This window comes from Microbacterium sp. NPDC056569, from assembly GCF_042793475.1.
Classification (GTDB): domain Bacteria; phylum Actinomycetota; class Actinomycetes; order Actinomycetales; family Microbacteriaceae; genus Microbacterium.
In genome coordinates, this window is record NZ_JBHTUV010000002.1 from 325,559 (window position 1) to 346,522 (window position 20,964).

At 71.3% G+C, this 20,964-nt stretch carries 21 protein-coding genes and 1 tRNA gene; 18 read left to right on the forward strand and 4 right to left on the reverse strand.

All coding sequences use genetic code 11. The annotated features are described in order from the left end of the window. Positions 1–30: 30 nt before the first annotated feature. The 11 genes from eno (at position 31) to ACFQ7C_RS03890 (ending at position 10,115) form a co-directional block, all read left to right on the forward strand. Positions 31–1,311 carry a phosphopyruvate hydratase gene (gene eno, locus ACFQ7C_RS03840; RefSeq protein WP_378898103.1) on the forward strand — a complete coding sequence of 427 codons (1,281 nt, stop codon included), beginning with the start codon at positions 31–33 and terminating at the stop codon, positions 1,309–1,311. Between the two features lie 117 nt (positions 1,312–1,428). Then, the gene (locus tag ACFQ7C_RS03845; protein WP_378898105.1) at positions 1,429–1,917 is read left to right on the forward strand and encodes a septum formation initiator family protein; all 489 of its coding nucleotides are present in this window, start codon (positions 1,429–1,431) and stop codon (positions 1,915–1,917) included. Positions 1,918–2,017: 100 nt separating this feature from the next. After that, positions 2,018–2,536: a DUF501 domain-containing protein gene (locus ACFQ7C_RS03850; protein WP_378898107.1), complete on the forward strand. Its 519-nt coding sequence runs from the start codon at positions 2,018–2,020 to the stop codon at positions 2,534–2,536. After that, positions 2,533–3,810 (forward strand): S8 family serine peptidase, encoded by a 1,278-nt coding sequence (locus ACFQ7C_RS03855; RefSeq protein ID WP_378898109.1) that lies wholly within the window; start codon positions 2,533–2,535, stop codon positions 3,808–3,810. Before ACFQ7C_RS03850 ends, ACFQ7C_RS03855 begins: the two co-directional genes overlap by 4 nt. 34 nt (positions 3,811–3,844) lie before the next feature. Then, positions 3,845–5,287 (forward strand): NAD(P)/FAD-dependent oxidoreductase, encoded by a 1,443-nt coding sequence (locus ACFQ7C_RS03860; protein WP_378898281.1) that lies wholly within the window; start codon positions 3,845–3,847, stop codon positions 5,285–5,287. Between the two features lie 72 nt (positions 5,288–5,359). Further along, a tRNA-Leu gene (locus ACFQ7C_RS03865) sits at positions 5,360–5,432 on the forward strand. Between the two features lie 69 nt (positions 5,433–5,501). Continuing rightward, the gene (locus ACFQ7C_RS03870; RefSeq protein WP_378898111.1) at positions 5,502–5,666 is read left to right on the forward strand and encodes a hypothetical protein; all 165 of its coding nucleotides are present in this window, start codon (positions 5,502–5,504) and stop codon (positions 5,664–5,666) included. A gap of 112 nt (positions 5,667–5,778) precedes the next feature. After that, entirely contained in the window at positions 5,779–7,008 is a 1,230-nt protein-coding gene (locus ACFQ7C_RS03875) for an alanine racemase (protein ID WP_378898113.1), read from the forward strand. Next, positions 7,005–8,318, forward strand: coding sequence for a D-arabinono-1,4-lactone oxidase (locus tag ACFQ7C_RS03880; protein WP_378898115.1), 1,314 nt, complete (start codon positions 7,005–7,007; stop codon positions 8,316–8,318). Before ACFQ7C_RS03875 ends, ACFQ7C_RS03880 begins: the two co-directional genes overlap by 4 nt. A gap of 82 nt (positions 8,319–8,400) precedes the next feature. Then, a complete protein-coding gene (locus tag ACFQ7C_RS03885; protein WP_378898117.1) occupies positions 8,401–8,967 on the forward strand; it encodes a LemA family protein in 567 nt (188 codons plus the stop codon). A gap of 53 nt (positions 8,968–9,020) precedes the next feature. Next, the gene (locus tag ACFQ7C_RS03890; RefSeq protein ID WP_378898119.1) at positions 9,021–10,115 is read left to right on the forward strand and encodes a DNA glycosylase AlkZ-like family protein; all 1,095 of its coding nucleotides are present in this window, start codon (positions 9,021–9,023) and stop codon (positions 10,113–10,115) included. A gap of 16 nt (positions 10,116–10,131) precedes the next feature. Here ACFQ7C_RS03890 and ACFQ7C_RS03895 read toward each other — a convergent pair whose 3' ends face one another. Then, positions 10,132–11,445 carry a winged helix-turn-helix domain-containing protein gene (locus ACFQ7C_RS03895; RefSeq protein ID WP_378898121.1) on the reverse strand — a complete coding sequence of 438 codons (1,314 nt, stop codon included), beginning with the start codon at positions 11,443–11,445 and terminating at the stop codon, positions 10,132–10,134. Between the two features lie 85 nt (positions 11,446–11,530). Between ACFQ7C_RS03895 and ACFQ7C_RS03900 the strand changes: the two genes are divergently transcribed. Together ACFQ7C_RS03900 and ilvA are read left to right on the forward strand one after the other, a co-directional pair. Further along, the gene (locus tag ACFQ7C_RS03900) at positions 11,531–12,721 is read left to right on the forward strand and encodes an AI-2E family transporter (RefSeq protein WP_378898123.1); all 1,191 of its coding nucleotides are present in this window, start codon (positions 11,531–11,533) and stop codon (positions 12,719–12,721) included. A 44-nt stretch (positions 12,722–12,765) separates the two neighbouring features. Then, positions 12,766–14,010 (forward strand): threonine ammonia-lyase, encoded by a 1,245-nt coding sequence (ilvA, locus tag ACFQ7C_RS03905; protein ID WP_378898282.1) that lies wholly within the window; start codon positions 12,766–12,768, stop codon positions 14,008–14,010. Positions 14,011–14,058: 48 nt separating this feature from the next. Here ilvA and greA read toward each other — a convergent pair whose 3' ends face one another. After that, positions 14,059–14,550, reverse strand: a complete 492-nt coding sequence (gene greA / locus ACFQ7C_RS03910; RefSeq protein WP_341998276.1) for a transcription elongation factor GreA — start codon at positions 14,548–14,550, stop codon at positions 14,059–14,061. A 131-nt stretch (positions 14,551–14,681) separates the two neighbouring features. Further along, positions 14,682–15,080, reverse strand: a complete 399-nt coding sequence (locus ACFQ7C_RS03915) for a DUF4307 domain-containing protein (protein ID WP_378898126.1) — start codon at positions 15,078–15,080, stop codon at positions 14,682–14,684. A 114-nt stretch (positions 15,081–15,194) separates the two neighbouring features. Here ACFQ7C_RS03915 and ACFQ7C_RS03920 point away from each other — a divergent pair, with 114 nt between their 5' ends. Beyond that, positions 15,195–15,515 (forward strand): hypothetical protein, encoded by a 321-nt coding sequence (locus ACFQ7C_RS03920; RefSeq protein WP_378898128.1) that lies wholly within the window; start codon positions 15,195–15,197, stop codon positions 15,513–15,515. 54 nt (positions 15,516–15,569) lie between these two features. Here ACFQ7C_RS03920 and ACFQ7C_RS03925 read toward each other — a convergent pair whose 3' ends face one another. Continuing rightward, entirely contained in the window at positions 15,570–16,313 is a 744-nt protein-coding gene (locus ACFQ7C_RS03925; RefSeq protein ID WP_378898130.1) for a hemolysin III family protein, read from the reverse strand. A 112-nt stretch (positions 16,314–16,425) separates the two neighbouring features. Here ACFQ7C_RS03925 and ACFQ7C_RS03930 point away from each other — a divergent pair, with 112 nt between their 5' ends. From ACFQ7C_RS03930 to ACFQ7C_RS03945, 4 genes are all read left to right on the forward strand, one after another. Then, a complete protein-coding gene (locus ACFQ7C_RS03930; protein WP_378898132.1) occupies positions 16,426–17,211 on the forward strand; it encodes an isoprenyl transferase in 786 nt (261 codons plus the stop codon). Between the two features lie 36 nt (positions 17,212–17,247). Further along, complete coding sequence (locus tag ACFQ7C_RS03935) at positions 17,248–18,378, forward strand: aminotransferase class V-fold PLP-dependent enzyme (RefSeq protein ID WP_378898134.1); 1,131 nt, start codon at positions 17,248–17,250, stop codon at positions 18,376–18,378. A gap of 202 nt (positions 18,379–18,580) precedes the next feature. Continuing rightward, positions 18,581–19,936 carry a PhoH family protein gene (locus tag ACFQ7C_RS03940; protein WP_378898136.1) on the forward strand — a complete coding sequence of 452 codons (1,356 nt, stop codon included), beginning with the start codon at positions 18,581–18,583 and terminating at the stop codon, positions 19,934–19,936. Between the two features lie 168 nt (positions 19,937–20,104). Continuing rightward, a complete protein-coding gene (locus ACFQ7C_RS03945; RefSeq protein WP_378898138.1) occupies positions 20,105–20,875 on the forward strand; it encodes a hypothetical protein in 771 nt (256 codons plus the stop codon). Positions 20,876–20,964 lie beyond the last annotated feature (89 nt).

A 20,964-nucleotide genomic window follows, 5' to 3' on the forward strand; every position in this document is an offset into this window, starting at 1 on the left:
ACCACCCTCCACCAAGCAAGGAGACCCCCTGTGGCACAGATCGAGGCTGTAGGCGCCCGTGAGATCCTCGACTCGCGCGGAAACCCGACCGTCGAGGTGGAGGTGCTGCTCGACGACGGGATCGTCCAGCGCGCGGCCGTCCCCTCCGGCGCGTCGACCGGCGCGTTCGAGGCGTACGAGCTGCGCGACGGCGACAAGAGCCGCTACGGCGGCAAGGGCGTGCTGAAGGCGGTCGCGGCCGTCATCGACGAGCTCGGCCCCGCGATCGAGGGCGTCGAGGCGAGCGAGCAGCGTCTCGTCGACGAGATCCTCATCGCGACGGACGGCACCGAGAACAAGTCGCGCACCGGTGCGAACGCGATCCTCGGCGTCTCCCTCGCCGTCGCCAAGGCCGCCGCCGATTCGGCCGACCTGCCGCTGTTCCGCTACCTCGGCGGCCCCAACGCGCACGTCCTGCCCGTGCCGCTGTTCAACGTCATCAACGGCGGCGAGCACGCCGACAACGGCATCGACTTCCAGGAGTTCTTCCTCGCCCCGATCGGCGCCGACACGTACGCCGAGTCGCTGCGCTGGGGCACCGAGGTCTACCACGTCCTCAAGGGTGAGCTGAAGGCCGCCGGCTTCGCGACCGGGCTCGGCGACGAGGGCGGCTTCGCGCCCGACCTCCCCAGCAACCGCGAGGGTCTCGACTTCCTGATCCAGGCGATCGAGAAGGCCGGCTTCACCCCCGGCACGGACATCGCCGTCGGCCTCGACGTCGCCGCGACCGAGTTCTTCAAGGACGGCGTCTACACCGTCGAGGGCAAGCCCTGGTCGGCCGAGCAGCTCACCGACTACTTCGCGGATCTCGTCGACAACTACCCGATCGTCACGATCGAGGACGCGCTCGCCGAGGACGACTGGGACGCGTGGAAGGCTCTCACCGACAAGATCGGCAAGAAGGTGCAGCTGGTCGGCGACGACCTCTTCGTCACCAACCCGGAGCGCCTGCAGCGCGGCATCGACCTCGGTGTCGGCAACGCCCTGCTGGTCAAGGTGAACCAGATCGGCACGCTGTCGGAGACGCTCGACGCCATCGCGCTGGCGACGCAGAACGGCTACCGCTCGATGCTGTCGCACCGCTCGGGCGAGACCGAGGACACCACGATCGCCGACCTCGCGGTCGCGGTGAACGCAGGTCAGATCAAGACCGGCGCGCCCGCCCGCAGCGAGCGCGTCGCGAAATACAATCAGCTTCTGCGCATCGAAGAGGAGCTCGGCGAGGCCGCGGTGTTCGCGGGCCGCGGAGCCTTCCCGCGCTTCAAGGGCTGATGCGCTGACAGCGTGATCTCGACGGAAGGGGGAGCCGTGGCCAAGAAGACGGCTCCCCCTTCGCGTACCCCCGGTCCTTCTCGGACCACGGGTGCCACCGCGCCGCGGCGCCGGCCGGTGAGCGCACGGCGCCCTGTCGACGTCCGGGAGTGGCTCGGCGGCATCCGCCTGTCGGGCTTCATGGTGATCATGATGGGCCTGGTCGTGCTGGCGGCCTTCGTGCTCGTGCCGACGATCGGCACGTACGTCGACCAGCGGCAGCAGATCGCGGCGCTGGAGTCCGCGGTGCAGGTCAGCCGCGACGACGTCGCCGAGCTGGAGTCGCAGCGCGAGCGCTGGCAGGACCCCGCGTACATCACCACGCAGGCGCGCGAACGGCTGTACTACGTCAAGCCCGGCGAGGTCGTGTACCTCGTCGACGACGACCTCCCGCCCGAGCTCGCGCCGCAGGAGCAGGACCCGGTGAGCGACGAGCTGCAGGCCGCCGACGCGGACTGGATGTCGAAGCTCGTACGCTCCGTCACCGAAGCCGGGCTCGCCCAGACCGTGGCGCCCGTGACCGTGGGCGTGCCCGATTCCGAACCCACGACCGCGCCGACCCCGTGACCCGCCGCCGCGGGAGGAGGGGCGCCGCGTGCGGACGCGTCGCGGCCCAGGACCATCCCAGGTGGCGCCGGTACCCTGGGCCCGACCAAGGAGCAGCTCTGTGACGACCCCGCCGTACCCCCCTGTCAGCGACGCCGACCTCGCCGTGCTCCGCGAACAGCTCGGTCGTCCGGCGCGCGGCGTCGTCGGCATCGCCGCGCGCTGCGTGTGCGGCAACCCCACCGTCGTCGCGACATCGCCGCGTCTTCCCGACGGCACCCCGTTCCCCACGTTCTACTACCTCACGCATCCCGCCGCGACCGCCGCGATGTCGGTGCTCGAAGCCGACCACGTGATGCGCGAGCTCCAGGGCGAGCTGGCCTCCGACGAAGAGGTCGCCGCCGCCTACCGACACGCGCACGAGGCGTACCTGCGCGACCGTGCCGAGTTCGGCGACGTCGAAGAGATCGCCGGCATCTCCGCGGGCGGCATGCCGACCCGCGTGAAGTGCCTGCACGCCTTGGCCGGGCACGCGCTCGCGGCCGGCCCCGGTGTCAACCCGATCGGCGACCGCGCGCTGGCGATGTCGTCGTGGTCGCCCGAGCGCTGCGTCTGCGCGCAGCCGGGATCGGGCGGATGATCCGGCGGTTCCTCGCCGTCGTCGCCGCGACGGCCGTCGCGACGACCCTCGTCGTGGCGGCTCCCGCCGCGGCCCAGGCCGCGCCCGCCGGCGAAGACCCGGTGCGCGCCGCCGAGTACTGGCTGACCGATTACGGCATCGAGAAGGCGTGGGAGACCACGCGCGGCGCCGGCGTGAAGATCGCGGTCATCGACACCGGGATCGGACGCGGACCCGTCGAGTTCGACGGTGCGGTCGCCGCCGGCACGGATGTCTCGGGCGCCGGTTCGCCCGACGGCCGCACGCCCGTGGGCGCCGTCGACAAGGACCACGGCAGCTGGGTGGCCTCGCTCGCCGCCGGCCGAGGCACCGGCCCGGACGCGGGCATGATCGGCGTGGCGCCCGAGGCGCAGCTGCTGTCGGTCTCGGTCGCATTCGGCTCGTCGGCCCCGCGCCCCTTCTCCGATCAGATCGCCGACGCCATCCGGTGGTCGGTCGACAACGGCGCCGATGTCATCAACATGTCGCTGACGACGAACGTGCCGGACTGGCCCGAGAGCTGGGACGACGCCTTCCTCTACGCGTTCGAGCACGATGTCGTGATCGTCGTGGCCGCCGGGAACCGGGGCAGCGGGACGACGCGCGTCGGCGCTCCCGCGACGATCCCGGGTGTGCTGACGGTCGGCGGCGTCGATCGGTCCGGCAGGGCCAGCGTCGACGCGTCGACGCAGGGCATCACGATCGGCGTCACCGCCCCCAGCGAAGAGCTCGTCGGGGTCTCCGCCGATTCGACGCTCGTCTCGTGGGACGGCACGAGCGGTGCTGCGCCCATCGTCGCCGGCGTCGCGGCGCTCGTGCGGGCGGCGCACCCCGACCTCGATGCGGACAACGTCATCAACCGGATCATCAAGACCGCCCACCCTGCGGCGGGGGCGACGGACCTGCCGGACGTGCTGTACGGCTACGGATTGGTGGATGCTGCCGCCGCCGTCGCCGCGAGCGTCCCGGTCGTGAGCGCCAACCCGATGGGCAGTCTCGACGACTGGGTGCGCCTGTACCGGCGGGCGCCCGTGGCGCCGCTCCCGGAGGAGCCGGCGGCGCCCGCGGAGGTTCCGCCACTGCCGGAAGCGGACCCGGCGACGGGGGTCGCCACACCGCTCCTGCCGGATCGGGACACCGTCATCTACGGCACACTCCCGCTCCTGCTGGTCACCGCGACGGCTATACTGGTGGCGCTCGGCGTCACCGCTGCTGTCCGACGCATCCGATTGGCGTCCCGCGCGCCGAGCCGCTGACACAGGAGGAGTACTCCAAACCGTGACCAACACCGTGCCCAAGATCCTCATCGTCGGTGGCGGATACGCAGGCTTCTACACGGCCTGGAAGCTCGAGAAGCATCTTCGCAAGGGCGAGGCGGATGTGACGATCGTCGACCCGCTGCCCTACATGACGTACCAGCCGTTCCTCCCCGAGGTGGCCGCCGGTTCCATCGAGGCCCGCCACTCCGTCGTGGCGCTGCGCCGTCACCTCAAGAAGACGAACGTCGTCGCCGCGAAGGTGACCGGGATCAACCACGCTCAGAAGGTCGCGACGATCACCCCGATCGCGGGAGAGCCGTACGAGTTCGCCTACGACCAGATCGTGGTGACCGCAGGAGCCGTCTCGCGCACCTTCCCCATCCCCGGTATCGCCGACAACGCGATCGGCCTGAAGACGATCGAAGAGGCGGTCGCGATCCGCGACAAGCTGATGTCGAACTTCGACAAGGCCTCGACGCTGCCCGCCGGCCCCGAGCGTGACCGCCTGCTCACCGTCGTGGTCGTCGGCGGCGGCTTCGCCGGCATCGAGGTCTTCGCCGAGCTCCGCTCGCTCGCCTCCTCGCTGGTCAAGAGCTACCCGCAGCTCACCTTCGACGACACGCACTTCCACCTCATCGAGGCGATGGGCCGCATCATGCCCGAGGTGTCGCTGAAGACGAGCGAGTGGGTGCTCAAGAACCTCGCGAAGCGCGGTGCCTTCGTGCACCTCGACACGCAGGTCACCGGCGCCGTCGGCGGCAACATCGAGCTGTCGACCGGTGAGACCATCCCCAGCGACCTCATCATCTGGACCGCCGGCGTCATGGCGAACCCGACGGTGGTGCGCGGTGGCGACCTGCCTGTGGAGGAGCGCGGCCGCATCCGCACCCGCGCCGACCTGCGCGTCGGCACCGAGGACGAGGTCGTCGAGGGCGCCTGGGCGGCCGGCGACGTCTCGGCCGTGCCCGACCTCACCGGCGGCGGCGTGGGCGGCTACTGTGTCCCCAACGCCCAGCACGCGGTGCGTCAGGCGAAGCTCCTCGCGAAGAACCTCGTGGCGGTGCTCCGCGGCGAGGTGCCCCGAGAGTACATCCACAAGAACCTGGGTGCCGTGGCGGGCCTGGGCCTCTGGGTCGGCGTCTTCCAGTCCGGCAACATCGCCCTCAAGGGCTGGATCGCCTGGCTCGCACACCGCGGCTACCACGGCCTGGCGATGCCGTCGTGGGAGCGCAAGTGGCGCGTGCTGTGGGGCTGGTGGAACAACTTCTGGCTCGGTCGCGACATGGTGAACCTGTCGACCGTCCAGAACCCCCGCTACGTCTTCGAAGAGTTCGCCGCGCGCCCCCGCCCGCCGCAGCCGGTCGAGGCGCGCGCCGCGAAGCCGGCGGCGGCGGCGGCACCGGCCAAGAAGGCGCCGGCGCGCAAGGCCCCGGCCAAGGCCGCGGCCGACGCCGACAAGGTCGCCGCCAACTGATAGCGACCGAGATGCCGCAGGCTCGTCTGAGAAGATGAGCCTGCGGCATTCGCGTTCTCCGGAGCGCGGCGCGCCCCCGTAGCCCAATGGCAGAGGCAGGCGACTTAAAATCGCTTCAGTCTGGGTTCGAGTCCCAGCGGGGGTACTCCGACCACCTCTCGCGATCGCCGAGAAGAGGCGCTAGCCTGGGAAAAACCCGGTGAGGGGTGCAGGCATGAGCGAGAACAGCGCAGACCGTCGGGGCGAGGCGCACCCGCCTCCGCCGCGCAGCGGCTGGTGGTGGAAGATCACGGCTCTCCTCTTCGGTGCGCCGCCGATCGCGGTGTACGGCGCCGAGGAGGAGGTCGAGCAGGAGCGGGCCGCGAGGCGCAAGGACTGATTGCAGGTCCACGCCGGCCCGAGCGGGTGCGAACGGCCCTCCACAGCCGGTCATCGAGGGCGCGCACGGCGCCTTAGGCTGGGGCGATGCGCACGCACCCGAAGCGAGCCGTATGAGTCTCGATCTGCTGTCCACGCCCACGGCGACGAAGCCCTGGGACCGCCCCGCGTCCTACTGGGGCGCCATGAGCCATGCCATCGCGGATGTCAGCGGGCCGGCCGCCGCCATCAACGTCGAGGCGCTGCGCTACAACGCCCTCGACCTCGTCGTCCGTGCCGGAGGCGTGCCCATTCGGGTCGCGAGCAAGTCGGTCCGCGTGCGCGAGGTGCTCGACGCCGTGCTGGCGCTGCCCGGGTACCGGGGAATCCTCGCCTTCACTCTGCCCGAGGCGCTCTGGCTGTCCGGAACCACGGATGACATCGTCCTCGGCTATCCGACGGTCGACCGTGCGGCGATCGCGGCACTGGCCGCCGACGCGACCGCGGCGTCGCGCATCACGCTGATGCTCGACGACGTCGCGCAGCTCGATCTCGTCGACGCGGTGGCCGCACCCGGCACGCGGCCCGAGATCCGCGTCGCCATCGATGCCGACGCCTCCTGGCGGGCGCCGGGGCTCGGTCACATCGGCGTGCTCCGCTCCCCGGTGCACGAGGCCGCCGAGGTCGCCGCGCTCGCCCGCTCGATCGCCGCACGCCCCGGTTTCCGCCTCGTGGGCCTCATGATGTACGAGGCGCAGATCGCAGGACAGGGCGACGCCACCGGCTCCGGCGATGCCGCCGTCCGGTGGATGCAGCGCCGCTCGGCCGCAGAGCTCATCGATCGCCGCGCTGCCATCGTGGCCGGCCTTCGCGACATCGCCCCCCTCGAGTTCGTCAACGGCGGCGGGACGGGATCGCTGGAGCTCACGGCATCCGACCAGTCCGTCACCGAGGTCACCGCCGGAAGCGGTCTGCTCGCCGGGCATCTCTTCGACGGCTACCGCATGTTCGACCCGGCGCCGGCCGCCGCGTTCGCGCTCGAGGTCGTGCGCAAGCCGGCCGCCGACGTCGCGACCGTGCTCGGCGGCGGGTGGATCGCCTCCGGTCCCGCGCTCGAGTCCCGTCAGCCTCGCGCGGTCTCGCCGGCGGGACTCCGCATGGCACCCCGCGAGGGAGCCGGCGAGGTGCAGACGCCGCTGCGGGGCGATGCGGCCCGCGACCTGCGGGTGGGCGACCGCGTGTGGTTCCGCCACTCCAAGAGCGGCGAACTCGCCGAGCGCGTCGATCGATATCACCTCGTCGACGGCGACGCCCGCGTGGGGGAGGTGGCGACCTACCGCGGCGAAGCACAGGCATTCCTGTGACGCGGCCGGGTGGCGTCTGGCGCAACTGGGGGCGCACGGAGTCGGTGCGCCCGCAGCGGGTGGAGTTCCCGCGGACCGTCGCTGCGGTGCAGCGCGCGGTCGTCGCGGCGGCCGCGCAGCACATGCCGATCAAGGCGGTCGGCGCGGGCCACAGCTTCACCGGGATCGCGGTGGCGCCGGGCGCTCTGCTCGAGCTCCGCGACCTGTCCGGGCTCGTCGCGGTCGACGTCGAACGTGCCAGGGTGACCCTTCTCGCGGGCACGCGTCTGCACGAGATCCCGGCGCTCCTCGCGCCGTTCGGCCTCGCGATGGAGAACCTCGGCGACATCGACCGCCAGTCCATCGCGGGCGCGATCTCGACCGGCACGCACGGTACGGGGGAGCGCTTCACGGGCATCGCCGGCCAGGTCGTCGGAGCGACCCTGGTGACGGCTTCCGGTGACCTGTTCACGGTCAGCGAGGAGGAGAATCCCGAGCTGGTCCCCGCGGTCGCGCTCGGGCTCGGCGCGCTCGGCATCCTGGTCGAGGTCACGCTGCAGTGCGTGCCGGCGTTCGTGCTGCACGCGGTCGAGCAGTCGGAGGACCTGGAACGGGTCCTGGGTGCTCTCGACGAGCGCGCCGCGGCGGCCGACCACTTCGAGTTCTACTGGTTCCCGCACACGGACCGCGCGATGACGAAGACCAACACGCGGCTCCCCGAGGCGGCGCCGCGGCATCCGCTCCCCATCGTCGGCAAGTGGATCGACGACACGCTCGTCGGCACCGGTGCCCATCGGATCGCCTGCGCGGCCGGCGCGATCATCCCGGCCCTCGTGCCGCCCATCAACCGCCTGTCGGCGAAGATCTGGGGCAACCGGGAGTTCACGGATGCCTCGGCCCGCGTCTTCGCGACGAGCCGGTCCGTGCGATTCCGTGAGATGGAGTACGCGGTCCCGGTCGAGAACCTGCGGCCCGCGTTCGAGGCCATGCGCGCTGTCATCGACGATCGCGGCTGGAGGATCGGGTTTCCCATCGAGGTGCGCGTGGCGGCCGGCGACGACCGCTGGCTGTCGACGGCCCACGGACGCGACTCCGGGTACATCGCGGTGCACCGCTACTGGCGCGAGGACCCGACGGAGTACTTCGAGGCGGTCGAGGAGATCATGCTGAGCTTCGACGGGCGCCCGCACTGGGGCAAGATGCACTCCCTCGGCGCCGACGTGCTGCGGACCCGCTACCCGCGCTTCGACGACTTCGTCGCACTGCGCGACCGCCTCGACCCGGAGAGGCTCTTCCGCAACGCGTACCTCGATCGGGTGCTCGGTGGGTAACGGCTGAGAGTCGGGGAATACCCCACATGCGAGGGGGTTTCGCGTCGGTAGGATGAGGTCACTATCGAACGGAGCCTCGGCAATGGAATGGCTGATCCCAGTCCTCATCGTGGTGGCGCTCGTCGTCATCGTCGGCATCTATCTCTGGGCGACGTACAACTCGCTCGTCCAGCTGAATGTGCGGGTGGATGAGGCGTGGAGCGACATCACCGTGCAGCTCAAGCGTCGAGCCGATCTGCTGCCGAACCTCATCGAGGCCGTGAAGGGGTACGCTGCGCACGAGAAGGCCGTGTTCGAGAACGTCACGCGCGCCAGGGCCGAGACGCTGTCGGCATCGGGCCCCGCGGAGGCGGGCATCGCCGAAGGACACCTGCAGCAGGCGCTGAAGTCGCTGTTCGCCGTCGCCGAGGCCTACCCGCAGCTGCAGGCGAGCCAGAACTTCCTGCAGCTGCAGCAGTCGATCGTCGACACCGAAGACAAGATCCAGGCCTCTCGCCGGTTCTACAACGGCGGCGTGCGTGAGCTCAACACGAAGATCAAGGTGTTCCCGAACAACCTGTTCGCGCGCAATCTGGGCTTCCACGAGCGCGAGTTCTTCGAGGTGATCGACGGCGCCGCCATCTCCGAGCCGCCGCGCGTGCAATTCTGACCCGACTCCGACTCCGACGGCATCGTGTCGTCCGCCGGCGGTAGCGTCGGGGAATGGTCCATCGGCTGACGCGTGAGCAGGCGCGCCGCATCGCGGTGAGCGGGCAGCTGCTGCAGGCCGCGCGGCCGGCCGGCATCGTCGAGACGATCGATGCACTCACGGTGGTGAACATCGAGCCGACCGCGGCGATCGCTCCGAGCGCCGACCTCATCCTGTGGAGCCGGCTCGGCTGGCCCTACCAGCCCTCGGATCTCGTGCGCCTGTTCGAGGAGGACCGTGCGGTGTTCGAGTGGGGCGGCTTCTACCGCGCGATGACCGATCTCGCCCTTCTCATCCCCGAGATGCGACGTCGGCCGCAGTCGGCGCAGGCGCGGGACTGGCTGGCGGCCAACGACGTGTTCCGCCGCGAGGTGCTCGCCCGCCTCCGCGCCGAGGGGCCGCTGCGCGCCGCCGACATCCCCGACGCCGCCCAGGTGTCCTGGCGCTCGTCGGGCTGGACGAACAATCGCAACTCGATGCAGCTCCTCGAGATGCTCGTGCTCTGCGGTGACGTCGCGATCTCCTCGCGGGATGCGGCGGGCCGCCTGTTCGACATCGCCGAACGCGTCTACCCGGCCGACCTGCCCTCGCTGACGGAAGATGCCGCGGCGCGCGAGCGCGCCGCGCGCCGGCTGGCGTCGCTCGGGATCGCGCGGGCGAAGGGCGTCGCACAGGCCTTCGAGCCGATAGACGTCGGCGAGATCGGCGAGGAGGCGATCGTCGACGGCGTCGACGGCCTCTGGCGCGTCGATCCCGACGGCGTCGCCGCCCTCGACGGGTTCGCCGGACGCACGGCGCTGCTGTCGCCCTTCGACCGCCTGGTGTTCGATCGGCGGCGGCTCGAGGAGCTCTTCGGCTACGAGTACCTGCTCGAGATGTACAAGCCCGCCGCGAAGCGGCGATGGGGCTACTTCGCGCTGCCGATCCTCCACGGCGACCGCTTCATCGGCAAGCTCGACGCCAAGGCGGACCGCAAAGCCGGTGTGCTCCGCGTGCACGCCGTGCACGAGGACGAGCCGTTCACCGACCGGATCCGGGAGTCGGTGGATGCCGAGATCCAGGACCTCGCCCGCTGGCTCGGGCTCGACGTGGTCGGGCCGGGCGCCTGACCCCCGTGCCGGCGGGTCAGCTCGCGAGCTCCTGGGCCGCGAGATCGCGTGGATCGGCCCCGGGTTCGTCTGCCGCGAGCGGCACCGGCGCGGCGGGACCGGCCTCGTGGCGGGCCGCCTCGGGCATGACCCGCGCGAGGTCGTCGGTGGCATCCCCCCAGCGCGAGATCGAGATCGACTCGAGCCCCTGCCAGGCGGCGGCGAGCCGGAGCTCGTCCGCGAGGCGGGGCGCGGCATCCGCCGGTCTGCCGTGCTCCCACCACGCCGACTGGACGAGCAGCGTGGACGCTGCGCGGTCGGCCTTGAGATCGACGCGGCCGACGATGTCGTCGCCGATGAGCACGGGCAGCGAGTAGTAGCCGTAGCGCCGCCGCGGCGCCGGCGTGTAGATCTCGATGCGGTACTCGAAGTCGAAGAGCCGTTCGGCGCGGTCGCGGAACCACACGACCGGGTCGAAGGGCGTCAGGATGGCGGCGGCGTCGACCTTGCGGGGCACGACGGCGTCGTTCTGCAGCCACGCCTTCGCCGGGCGCCCCGCAGTGGTCCACCCCTCGACGGTGACCGGGTGCAGCTCGCCGGCGTCGACGAGGTCGTCGAGGGCGGTCGTCACGGCCTTGCGGTCGGCGATGCGCCAGTAGTCGGCGATGTCGGCGGCGGTCGCGACGCCGTAGGCGCGCGCCGCCCGTCGCACGAGTTCGCGCACCGCGTCGTCGCGGGGGACCGGAGCCTCGAGCACGTTGCGCGGAATCACGTGCTCCGCGAGGCCGTAGCGCCGCTCGAAGCCCCGCCGGCCCGCGATCGCCACCTCACCGAACATCCAGAGGTACTCGAGGGCCTGCTTGACGACGTCCCAGTCCCACCAGGGGCCTCGAGCGCTCTCCTTGGCGTCGTGCTCGATCTGCGCAGGGCGGAGCGGACCGCGGTCGGCGAGCTCCGCGCGCACCCAGTCGACGATGTCGCGGTTCGAGTCGAACCAGCCGCCGGGCTTGCTGCCGTACTTCGCGCGCAGCGCCTGCATGCGGAAGTCGAACAGTCCCCAGTCGTCGGCGGGGATGAACGCCGCGACGTGCGCCCAGTACTCCACGTACGGGGAGCGCCGCGCGAAGAGCAGGCGGTCGAGCGCCGCGGTGTCGTAGGCGCCGACCCGCGAGAAGAGCGGCATGTAGTGGGAGCGGGCGAAGACGTTGACCGAGTCGATCTGCAGCGTCGCCATGCGGGCGAGCGCGCCGTTCAGCTGCCGCGTGCCGGCGGTGGCGGGGCGCGGCCGCCCGAGACCTTGAGCGGCGAGGGCCACGCGACGCGCCTCTGCGGCGCTGAGGGAGGACTTCACGCGCGCCAGCGTAGCCCGAGGCTCCGACATCCCACCGCCTCCCGTTCATGACCGGCGCGGAATGCGACGCGCCTAGACTGGCCCAATGAGCGGCTCCGACGAAAAGGCCCGCGGCTCCATCTTCGACGCCGTCCGCGACCGCAGCAGGGTCGTCTCCACCGAGACGTCTTCCGCGGTGCCGCGCGGCCTGCGGGTCGCGACCGCCTACTCCTGGCGGCTCATCGTCGTCGCCGCGGCGATCGGCGTCGGCGTGTGGCTCGTGATCCAGCTGAAGCTGCTGGTGATCCCGCTGCTGATCGCCATCCTCATCACCGCCCTGCTGTGGCCCGCCTTCGCCTGGATGCTGCGGCGCCGGGTCCCGCGGTGGCTGGCCATCGTCATCTCGGTGGTCGGCACTCTCGCGATCGTCACCGGACTGCTCTGGCTCGTCGTGTGGCAGATCGTGCGGCAATGGGACTCGGTGCAGGCGAGCACCGTCGCGGCGGTCGGGCAGTTCCGGCAGTACCTCATCGACGGCCCGCTGCACCTGAGCGAGGACCAGATCGATGATCTGCTCGCCCAGGGCTGGGCCTTCCTGCAGCAGCAGGCCGAGCTGCTGTGGTCGGGCGCCCTTGCCATCGGCTCCACCATCGGCCACGTCGTCACCGGCGCCGTGCTCGCGTTCTTCATCCTGCTCTGTCTCCTCGCCGACGGCGCGGGCATCTGGCGCTGGACGCTCCGGCTGTTCCCCAAGAAGGCCCGCCCCGCCGCGGACGGAGCCGGCCGCGCCGGCTGGATCACCGTCGTCAACTACGCGCGCACGCAGCTGCTGGTCGCGACGATCGACGCCATCGGGATCGGCCTCGGTGCCGCGCTCCTCGGGGTGCCGCTCGCCATCCCCGTCGCCGTGCTCGTCTTCCTCGGCGCGTTCGTCCCGATCGTCGGTGCCGTCGTCACGGGAACGGTCGCCGTCTTCCTCGCGCTCGTCTACAACGGCCCGTGGATCGCGCTGTGGATGCTTGTCGTCGTCCTCGGCGTGCAGCAGCTCGAGGGTCATGTGCTCCAGCCGCTGCTCATGGGCTCGGCCGTCAAGGTCCACCCGCTCGCGGTGGTGCTCGTCGTGGCCGGCGGTGCGATGATCGCCGGCATCCCGGGTGCGCTCTTCGCCGTGCCCCTCGCCGCGTTCGTCAACGTCGTCGCGGTCTACCTCGCCGAACGCGCATGGGAGACCGGCGCCAGACCCACCGGGGATCTCATCTGGAGCACCGTTCCCCGGCAGAGGAGGGTCCGTTCGTGACCACCGCCACATCTTCCGCCGACCAGGCCTCCGACGCGGTGCCGATCGCGCCCTCCCTCGCGTCCGCCGTTCCCACGCTCGCGGACTTCGAGGATGCCGCGGCCACGCTCGAGGGCGTCATCGCGCGCACGCCGCTCGACGCCTCGCAGCACCTCTCGGACGTCCTCGGCGTGCCGGTGCACCTCAAGCTCGAGAATCTGCAGCGCACGGGTTCGTTCAAGATCCGCGGCGCGACGTACCGCCTCTCGCGGCTCACCGCCGAGGAGCGCGCCCGCGGCGTCGTGGCGGCCTCCGCCGGGAACCACGCCCAGGGCGTGGCGCTGGCGGCCAAGGCGCTCGGCATCCACGCCACGATCTTCATGCCGCTCGGCGTGCCGGTGCCGAAGCTCCTCGCCACCCGCGGGTACGGCGCCGACGTGGTGCTCGAGGGAGCGACCGTCGAGACGCCGCTGCGCCTGGCGGCGGAGTTCGCCGACCGCACCGGCGCGGTGTTCATCCACCCCTTCGACCACCACGATGTCATCGCCGGTCAGGGCACTTTGGGCCTCGAGCTCATGGACGAACTGCCCGACCTCGACACGGTCGTCCTCGGGATCGGCGGGGGCGGCCTCGTCGCCGGCGTCGCGGCCGCCGTCAAGGCGCGTGCCGCCGCCGAAGGTCGCACGGTGCGCGTGATCGGCGTGCAGGCGGAGAACTCCGCCGCGTATCCGCCGTCGCTGCGTGCGGGGCATCCGCTCGAGGTCCCGACCTCGCCCACGATCGCCGACGGCATCGCGGTCGCCCGGCCGGGGGACCTGCCGTTCGAGATCATCCGCGACCTCGTCGACGAGGTCGTCACGGTGAGCGAGGACGACATCGCCCGCGCCCTGCTGGTGCTCCTCGAGCGCGCTAAGCAGGTGGTCGAGCCGGCGGGCGCCGTCGGCGTGGCGGCGATCCTGGCGGGCAAGGTCGTCGCGACCGGCCCGACCGTGACGGTGCTCTCGGGCGGCAACATCGACCCGCTGCTGCTGCAGCGCGTCGTCGCGCACGGGCTCGCGGCATCCGGTCGGTACATGACGCTGCGCATCCCGCTGCCGGATCGTCCCGGCCAGCTCGCGCGGGTCTCGGAACTGCTGGCCATCGCCGGCGCGAACGTCATCGAGGTGCTGCACACCCGCCACGGGCAGGGGATCCAGATCAGCGAGGTGATCCTGCAGCTGAGCGTGGAGACGCGCGGCGAGGAGCACCGCGCGCACGTCATCTCGGTGCTCGAGGACGCGGGCTACGCGCCCACGGTCGTTCAGGACTAGCGGGCCGCACCCGGCGACCCCGGAGACGTCTCCGAGGCCGCCCGGGGTTCACTGACCGTTGTAGGTCTCGACCTTGACGATCTCGACCGCGATCTCACGGCCGTTGGGAGCGGTGTAGGAGGTCTTCTCGCCCTCTTTGCGGCCGAGGATCGCGACGCCCAGCGGCGAGGCCTCGCTGTACACGTCGAGCTCGGACCCGACGGCGATCTCGCGGTTGCCGAGGAGGAAGACCTCTTCGCCGCCCGCGACGATCGCGGTGATGACGGTGCCGGGTTCGACGACTCCGCTGCTCTGGGGAGCCTCACTGACGGTCGCGGTCTTGAGCAGGTGCTGAAGCGTGCGGATGCGCGCCTCCTGCTTGCCCTGCTCGTCCTTGGCGGCGTGGTAGCCGCCGTTCTCCTTGAGGTCGCCTTCCTCGCGCGCGGCCTCGATGCGCTTGGCGATCTCCTCGCGGCCGGTGGTCGAGAGGTGCTCGAGCTCGGCGGCCAGGCGATCGTAGGCGTCCTGGGTGAGGAAGGTCACGGGGGCGTCGGTGGACACGGCTGACTCCTTCGTAGGGCCCGCGTCCGGCCGGAGCGGTGCGGGCATAAACCGAACGCCCCGGCTCACGGCCAGGGCGCGATTCTGCTGATGTCCCGCCAGACTACGTCACGGGGCCTTTTCGGACAAACTCATCCGGGCATCACCCAGCACGAGTTGACGAAGCCCGTGGTGGCGAGCGCGGTCGTCGGGATCGCCTCGCGGAAGGCGCGCGCGTGGAGCTCGGACGCGGGGAGCTCCACAACCCGCCAGCCCACCACGCCGTGCTCCTCGTCCTGTGCTTCGATCGCGCACGCGACAGCCGCGCCCGGGGGAGCGGTGATCTGGAATCCGAGCATGACGGAGTGCTCGTCCGTGACGGCGAACGACGTCGTGTCGGAGTCGACCGCGTTCAGCGAGCCCTGCACCGTGAACCAGCCGAACAGGACGACGACGGCGATCGCGACGAGGATGCCCGCGCCGATGATCCAGCCGCGCAGCGGGGAACGGCGACGGCCGTAGCGCTCGTCGAGCATGTCCTGGGTGGTCACGCCGCTCCTGGGGTCTCGGGGTGCCGGATCGGAAGATTAGGCTGGAACTCCAGGCTATGCGCTCGCGCGCACCCCCGACGACAACGCCCGCCCCGCGGGCAGAGCGAGGACCCCATGCAGCACGCGATCGCCGGAATCCTCAGCGCCGCGCCGACTCCGACGCCGACTCCGACGCCCGAGGTCGACCCCGATCTCGTGACTCCCGGCGTCGTGGGCTTCCTCGTCACGGCACTGATCGCCGTCGCGGTCATCTTCCTGGTGTGGGACATGATGCGGCGCATCCGCCGCGGCCGCGTGCGCGCCGACATCCGCGAGGAGCTGGAGGCCGAGGAGCAGGGTGCGCAGGCCGCAGCGGCGACCGAGGTCGACGACGAGAGCATCGACCCCGAGGCCGACGAGGACCGCGGCGACGCGGGCGCGCCCCCGAAGGCCTGATCGCGGCGGACGATGACGGAGACGGATGCTGCGGCCGCAGCATCCGCGAAGTCATCAGCCCGGGAGCCCCAGCGATGGGGAGTACGGGTCCAGCGCGATGAGCAGGCACGCGGTCCAGTGGCAGAGGAAGGCCAGCACCGTGCAGACGTGGAAGATCTCGTGGAAGCCGAAGTGGCCGGGCCACGGGTTGGGGCGCTTGAGCGCGTAGACGACGGCGCCGCCCGTGTAGAGCAGGCCGCCGACGGCGATGAGGACCATCATGGCCGCGCTGGCCTGGAACAGCGGCACGATGTACATGACCGCCGCCCACCCCAGCAGGAGATAGAGCGCGACGTAGAGCCAGCGGGGCGCGTTGATCCAGAAGACGCGGAACAGGATGCCCAGGAGGGCGCCGCTCCAGACGAGGATCAGCAGCAGGGCTCCTTGCTCCGGCGGAAGCGCGAGCACCGCGACGGGCGTGTAGGTCCCCGCGATCAGCAGCAGGATGTTCGCGTGGTCGATGCGCTTGAGGATCGCCTTGGTCTTCGGCTTCCAGTTGAAGCGGTGATACAGCGCGGAGTTGCCGAAGAGGAGGAGCGACGTGGCCATGAAGACCGCGGCGGCCCACTTGGCCGGCGCCCCCTGCGCGAGCACGATGAGCACGATTCCGGCGGCGATCGCGATGGGGAAGGTCGCCGCGTGGATCCAGCCGCGCCAACTCGGTTTGATGTCGGGCGTCGCGGCGTCGACGGCCGCGGCGTCCATCAACGGCAGCACGGGGACCTCGGGGACCCGGGGGAGACTGCGACGGCGGCTCATGTCCTAAGCGTAGAGGGGGCCGCATGCCGGGAGCGGAACATACTGAGTGCCGCTGTCCATGGCACTGAGTCTCAGGCTAGGGGCGGGGTCGCGCGCGGGGTAGCGTAGGCGTGTGGCGCGCGGCGAGACGAACGAGGGCAGAGGGCCCCTCTACCGGCTCTACATCACCCGCCTGCGGCGCCGCCTGGATCCGGCCTCCGTGCCACGTCACCTCGCGATGATGATCGACGGCAACCGGCGGTGGGCCAAGCAGCTCGGCTACGACTCGGCCGCGCACGGCCATCGGGCCGGCGCCGCCAAGATGAAGGAGTTCCTGCGCTGGTGCGACGACGTGGGCATCCGCGTCGTATCGCTGTACCTGCTGTCCAACGACAACCTCCGCAAGCGCGACTCGCGCGAGCTCTCCGACCTCATCGAGATCATCGCCGAGCTCGCCGACGAGCTCTCGCACGAGCGCGACTGGCGCGTGAAGCACGTGGGCCGCGCCGACGCGCTCCCGGCGGACCTGGCGCGCGTCCTCGCCGACGTCGAGGACCGCACGAAGGACAACGCGGGCATGCACGTCAACCTCGCGGTCGGCTACGGCGGTCGCGGCGAGATCGTCGACGCCGTGCGCAGCATCATCGCGCAGCACGACGAGCGCGGCGGCTCGCTCGAGGAGCTCGCGGCGAGCCTCACGCCCGAGCAGATCGGCGAGCACCTCTACACCGGCGGTCAGCCCGATCCCGACCTCGTCATCCGCACGTCGGGGGAGCAGCGCCTGAGCGACTTCCTGCTGTGGCAGTCGGCTCACTCGGAGTTCTACTTCGTCGAGGCGCTCGGCCCGGATCTCCGCGAGGTGGACTTCCTGCGCGCGATCCGCGACTTCGCCTCGCGGGACCGCCGATACGGCGGGTAGCCGCCTGCTCGCACGGGTGTTCGCACCTCTGCCAGAATGATCCGCGTGACGGATCTGGACGCGTATCTGGCGTCGTTCGATGGGGAACCGGGGTATCTGGACTGGGCGGCGTTCGGGCCGCTCTCGCCTGCGGTGCGCAGCGAGGCGCAGGGGGACACCGAACTCCTCGGCTCGGGGCGACGCACGAGCATCGAGCTCGTCGCCGACCACGTGCGCGAGGCGCGCGAACTGGTCGCGGAGCTGATCGGCACGGATGCTGCGCAGGTGGCGCTGCAGCCGTCCACCACGTACGGCCTCATGCACGCGATCTACGGGCTCGCGGGCGGGCTGATGCTCTCGCGCGGCGAGTTCCCGAGCCTCACGGTCGCCGCGACACGCGCTTCGGAGGCGTTCGGCTCGGTGCAGCTGGAGTGGGTGGAGCCGGCCGACGGATTCATGACGCCGGACGCGATCCGTTCGGCGCTGCAGGGCGACACCCGCGCCGTGGCCGTGAGCCTCGTCGACTTCCGCACCGGCTACCGCGCCGACCTCTCCGCGATCCGCGAGGTGATCGGCGACCGGCTCCTCATCGTCGACGCCATCCAGGGCTTCGGCATGGTCGACGCCGACTACCTCTCCGCCGACGTCGTGTGCGGGCACGGCTACAAGTGGCTGCGCGCCGGCCGCGGCACGGGGTTCGCATGGTTCGGCGAGCGAGCCCTCGAGCGGATCGCGCCGGTGCTCTCGGGGTTCGCCGGCGTCGAGGGCGATCTGCCCGTCGACGCGGTGCCCGCCCCGGCGCCCTCGGCCCAGGCGTTCTCGGTCTCCGAGCCCGACACCCTCGCCGCTGCGCGTCTCGCGACGGCGCTCCGCGAAGTGGTGGACGTCGGCGTCGCCGACATCGAGTCGGTGCTGTCCGCGCGGGCGGCCGACGTCATGTTCTTCGCGGATCGCTACGAGGTTCCGGTGGTCACGCCCCGCGAGCCCGGGCGCCGCGCGGGCATCGTGACGCTGGAGCCGGCCCCGCAGGACGCGGCCCCCCTCGCAGCCTCCCTCGCGAACCACGGGCTCACGGTCACGACGCGTGCCGGTCGCCTCCGCGTCGCCCCGCACGTCGGCACCGGCGCCGACACGCTGCGGCTGTTCGGCGACGCGCTCGCCGCCTTCTCGTCGTCGCGCGTCTGGTGACGAGCGGGGACGCCGGGCGTGCAGCATCCGTTCACGAACACGTAACGAGGTTCGTGCGTGTCGGCGCGTCCGAAGTCGCGGGGCGGACGTAGCGTGAGCGCATCGGGCAAGGAGCCCGGTCGAGTCGGCCTTCCGGATCGCGACTCGTGACCCATGGTCGACTCGTGACTGCCGGGTGAACCACCCGGGGCGGGAGTGGGTTGTGACCACACGAGCACCACACGAGCAGCGCAGTCAGGACCTCGAGCAGGTCGCAGCATCCGATCAGGATCTGCGCACCTATGTGCTCGACACGTCAGTGCTGCTCAGCGATCCGCGGGCGTTCTTCCGTTTCGCCGAGCACAGCGTCGTGATCCCCGTCGTGGTGATCACGGAGCTCGAAGGCAAGCGGCACGATCCCGAGATCGGCTACTTCGCCCGGCAGGCGCTGCGTCACCTCGACGAGCTGCGCGTCGAGCACGGACGACTCGATTTCCCCGTTCCGGTCGGTCAGGGCGGCACGCTGCGCGTCGAGCTGAACAACACCGACGCGACGGTGCTGCCCTCGGGCATGCGGCTGGGCGACAACGACAGCCGCATCCTCGCGATCGCGATGAACCTCGCGCAGGACGGGCAGGAGGTCACCGTCGTCTCGAAGGACCTGCCCATGCGGGTGAAGGCGGCGTCCCTCGGCATCACCGCGGAGGAGTACCTCGCCGAGCAGGCGGTCGACTCCGGCTGGACCGGCATCTCCGAGATCGACGTGTCGGGCGATGACATCAGCGATCTCTACGAGAGCGAGGTGGCGGCGAGCGAAGACGTGCGGGGGCTCCCGGTGAACACCGGGCTCATCATCCACTCCGAACGCGGGTCGGCTCTCGGGCGCGTCGTGGGCGACGGCGAGTACCGTCTGGTCCGGGGCGACCGCGAGGTGTTCGGCCTGCACGGGCGTTCGGCCGAGCAGCGCATCGCCATCGATCTTCTGCTCGACCCCGAGGTGGGCATCGTCTCGCTCGGCGGCCGCGCCGGCACCGGCAAGTCGGCGCTCGCCCTGTGCGCGGCACTGGAGGCGGTGCTCGAACGGCAGCAGCAGCGCAAGATCATCGTGTTCCGGCCCCTGTTCGCCGTCGGCGGGCAGGAACTCGGCTACCTCCCGGGCGACCAGCAGGAGAAGATGAACCCCTGGGGTCAGGCGGTGTTCGACACCCTCGGCTCGGTGGTCTCGACGAACGTGCTCGACGAGGTGGTCGAGCGCGGACTGCTCGAGGTGCTGCCGCTCACGCACATCCGCGGCCGGTCGCTGCACGACGCGTTCGTCATCGTCGACGAGGCGCAGTCGCTCGAGCGCAACGTGCTGCTGACGGTGCTCAGCCGCATCGGGCAGAACTCGCGCGTCGTGCTCACCCACGATGTCGGCCAGCGCGACAACCTGCGGGTCGGCCGCCACGACGGCGTCGCGTCGGTCATCGAGACGCTCAAGGGGCACGCGCTGTTCGGCCACGTCACGCTGGTGCGGTCGGAGCGCTCGGCGATCGCGGCCCTCGTCACGGACCTCCTCGAGGCAGGCGAGCTCGCCTGACGGGCGCGGGAGTCAGCTGAAGACGCAGCGGGCCAGGATGGCGGATCCCGGCCCGCTGCGGCATCGGCGCATGAGGAAAGTCTCATCGCCCGCGGCGCATGCGGCGCGATCGGTCTGCCACCATGGATGAGGGGAGACGATTTCGCGCATACGGAAGGCAGGCGAGACGTGGAAGCACGCACGGGGCTCGTGATCGGCGGCATGACCGCCGTCGCTGCGAGCATCGCCGTCGTGACCGCCGTCGCCCTCGCGAACACCGCTGCACTGGCCGAGTCGGCGGGCACGACCGTCGCCTCCAAGCACGTCGTCGTCCCCTCCGCAGCCTCCCCGTCGGCGACCGCGCGGCCTGCACCGGCCGCGACGCCGGACGCCTTGACCCCGGCGGTCGCGCCGGAGGTCGTCGAGGCGCCCTCTCCGGTCGTCGTGGCCCCGTCCGAGTCGACCACGACGCGCACGCCCCCCGCGCCGGTGACGCCCCCGGCGGCCGCGCGGCCCGAGGTCCCGCCAGCATCCGACGACATCGACTCCGCCATCGCCGCGGCCGAGGCCGCGGGGAGCTGGGATGCCGTCCGCAACTGGGCTGTCGCGCACGGCTGGTCGAGCGGACGCATCGATGCGCTCGTGGCACGCCTGCAGCGCGAGGTCGACGAACGGAACGGGCAGCGCGACTCGAACAGCTCCCTCGAGTCCAGCGATGCGGACACGCAGCGCAAGGGCCTCGTCCAGGCGCCTGTGCCCCCAGCCCCTGCTCCTGCTCCTGCTCCTGCCCAGCGTCAGGTCGGCGGCCAGGCCCCCGTGGAGGAGCAGAAGCACTCCGGTCGGCAATCGACCGGCCCCCAGCGTCCCGCTCACGCGGGCTCGAACGTCGGCAACGGCAACGGCGCCGGAAACGGCGAGAAGAAAGACCAGTCGCGCAATTCCCCAGACAAGCGCGACTGACAACGGTCGGATCCCCCAGTCCGGCCTTTCACAGCCCCCGGTGTCCCCCAGCACCGGGGGCTTCTTCTTGCCGTCGGGCACCCGTGGGA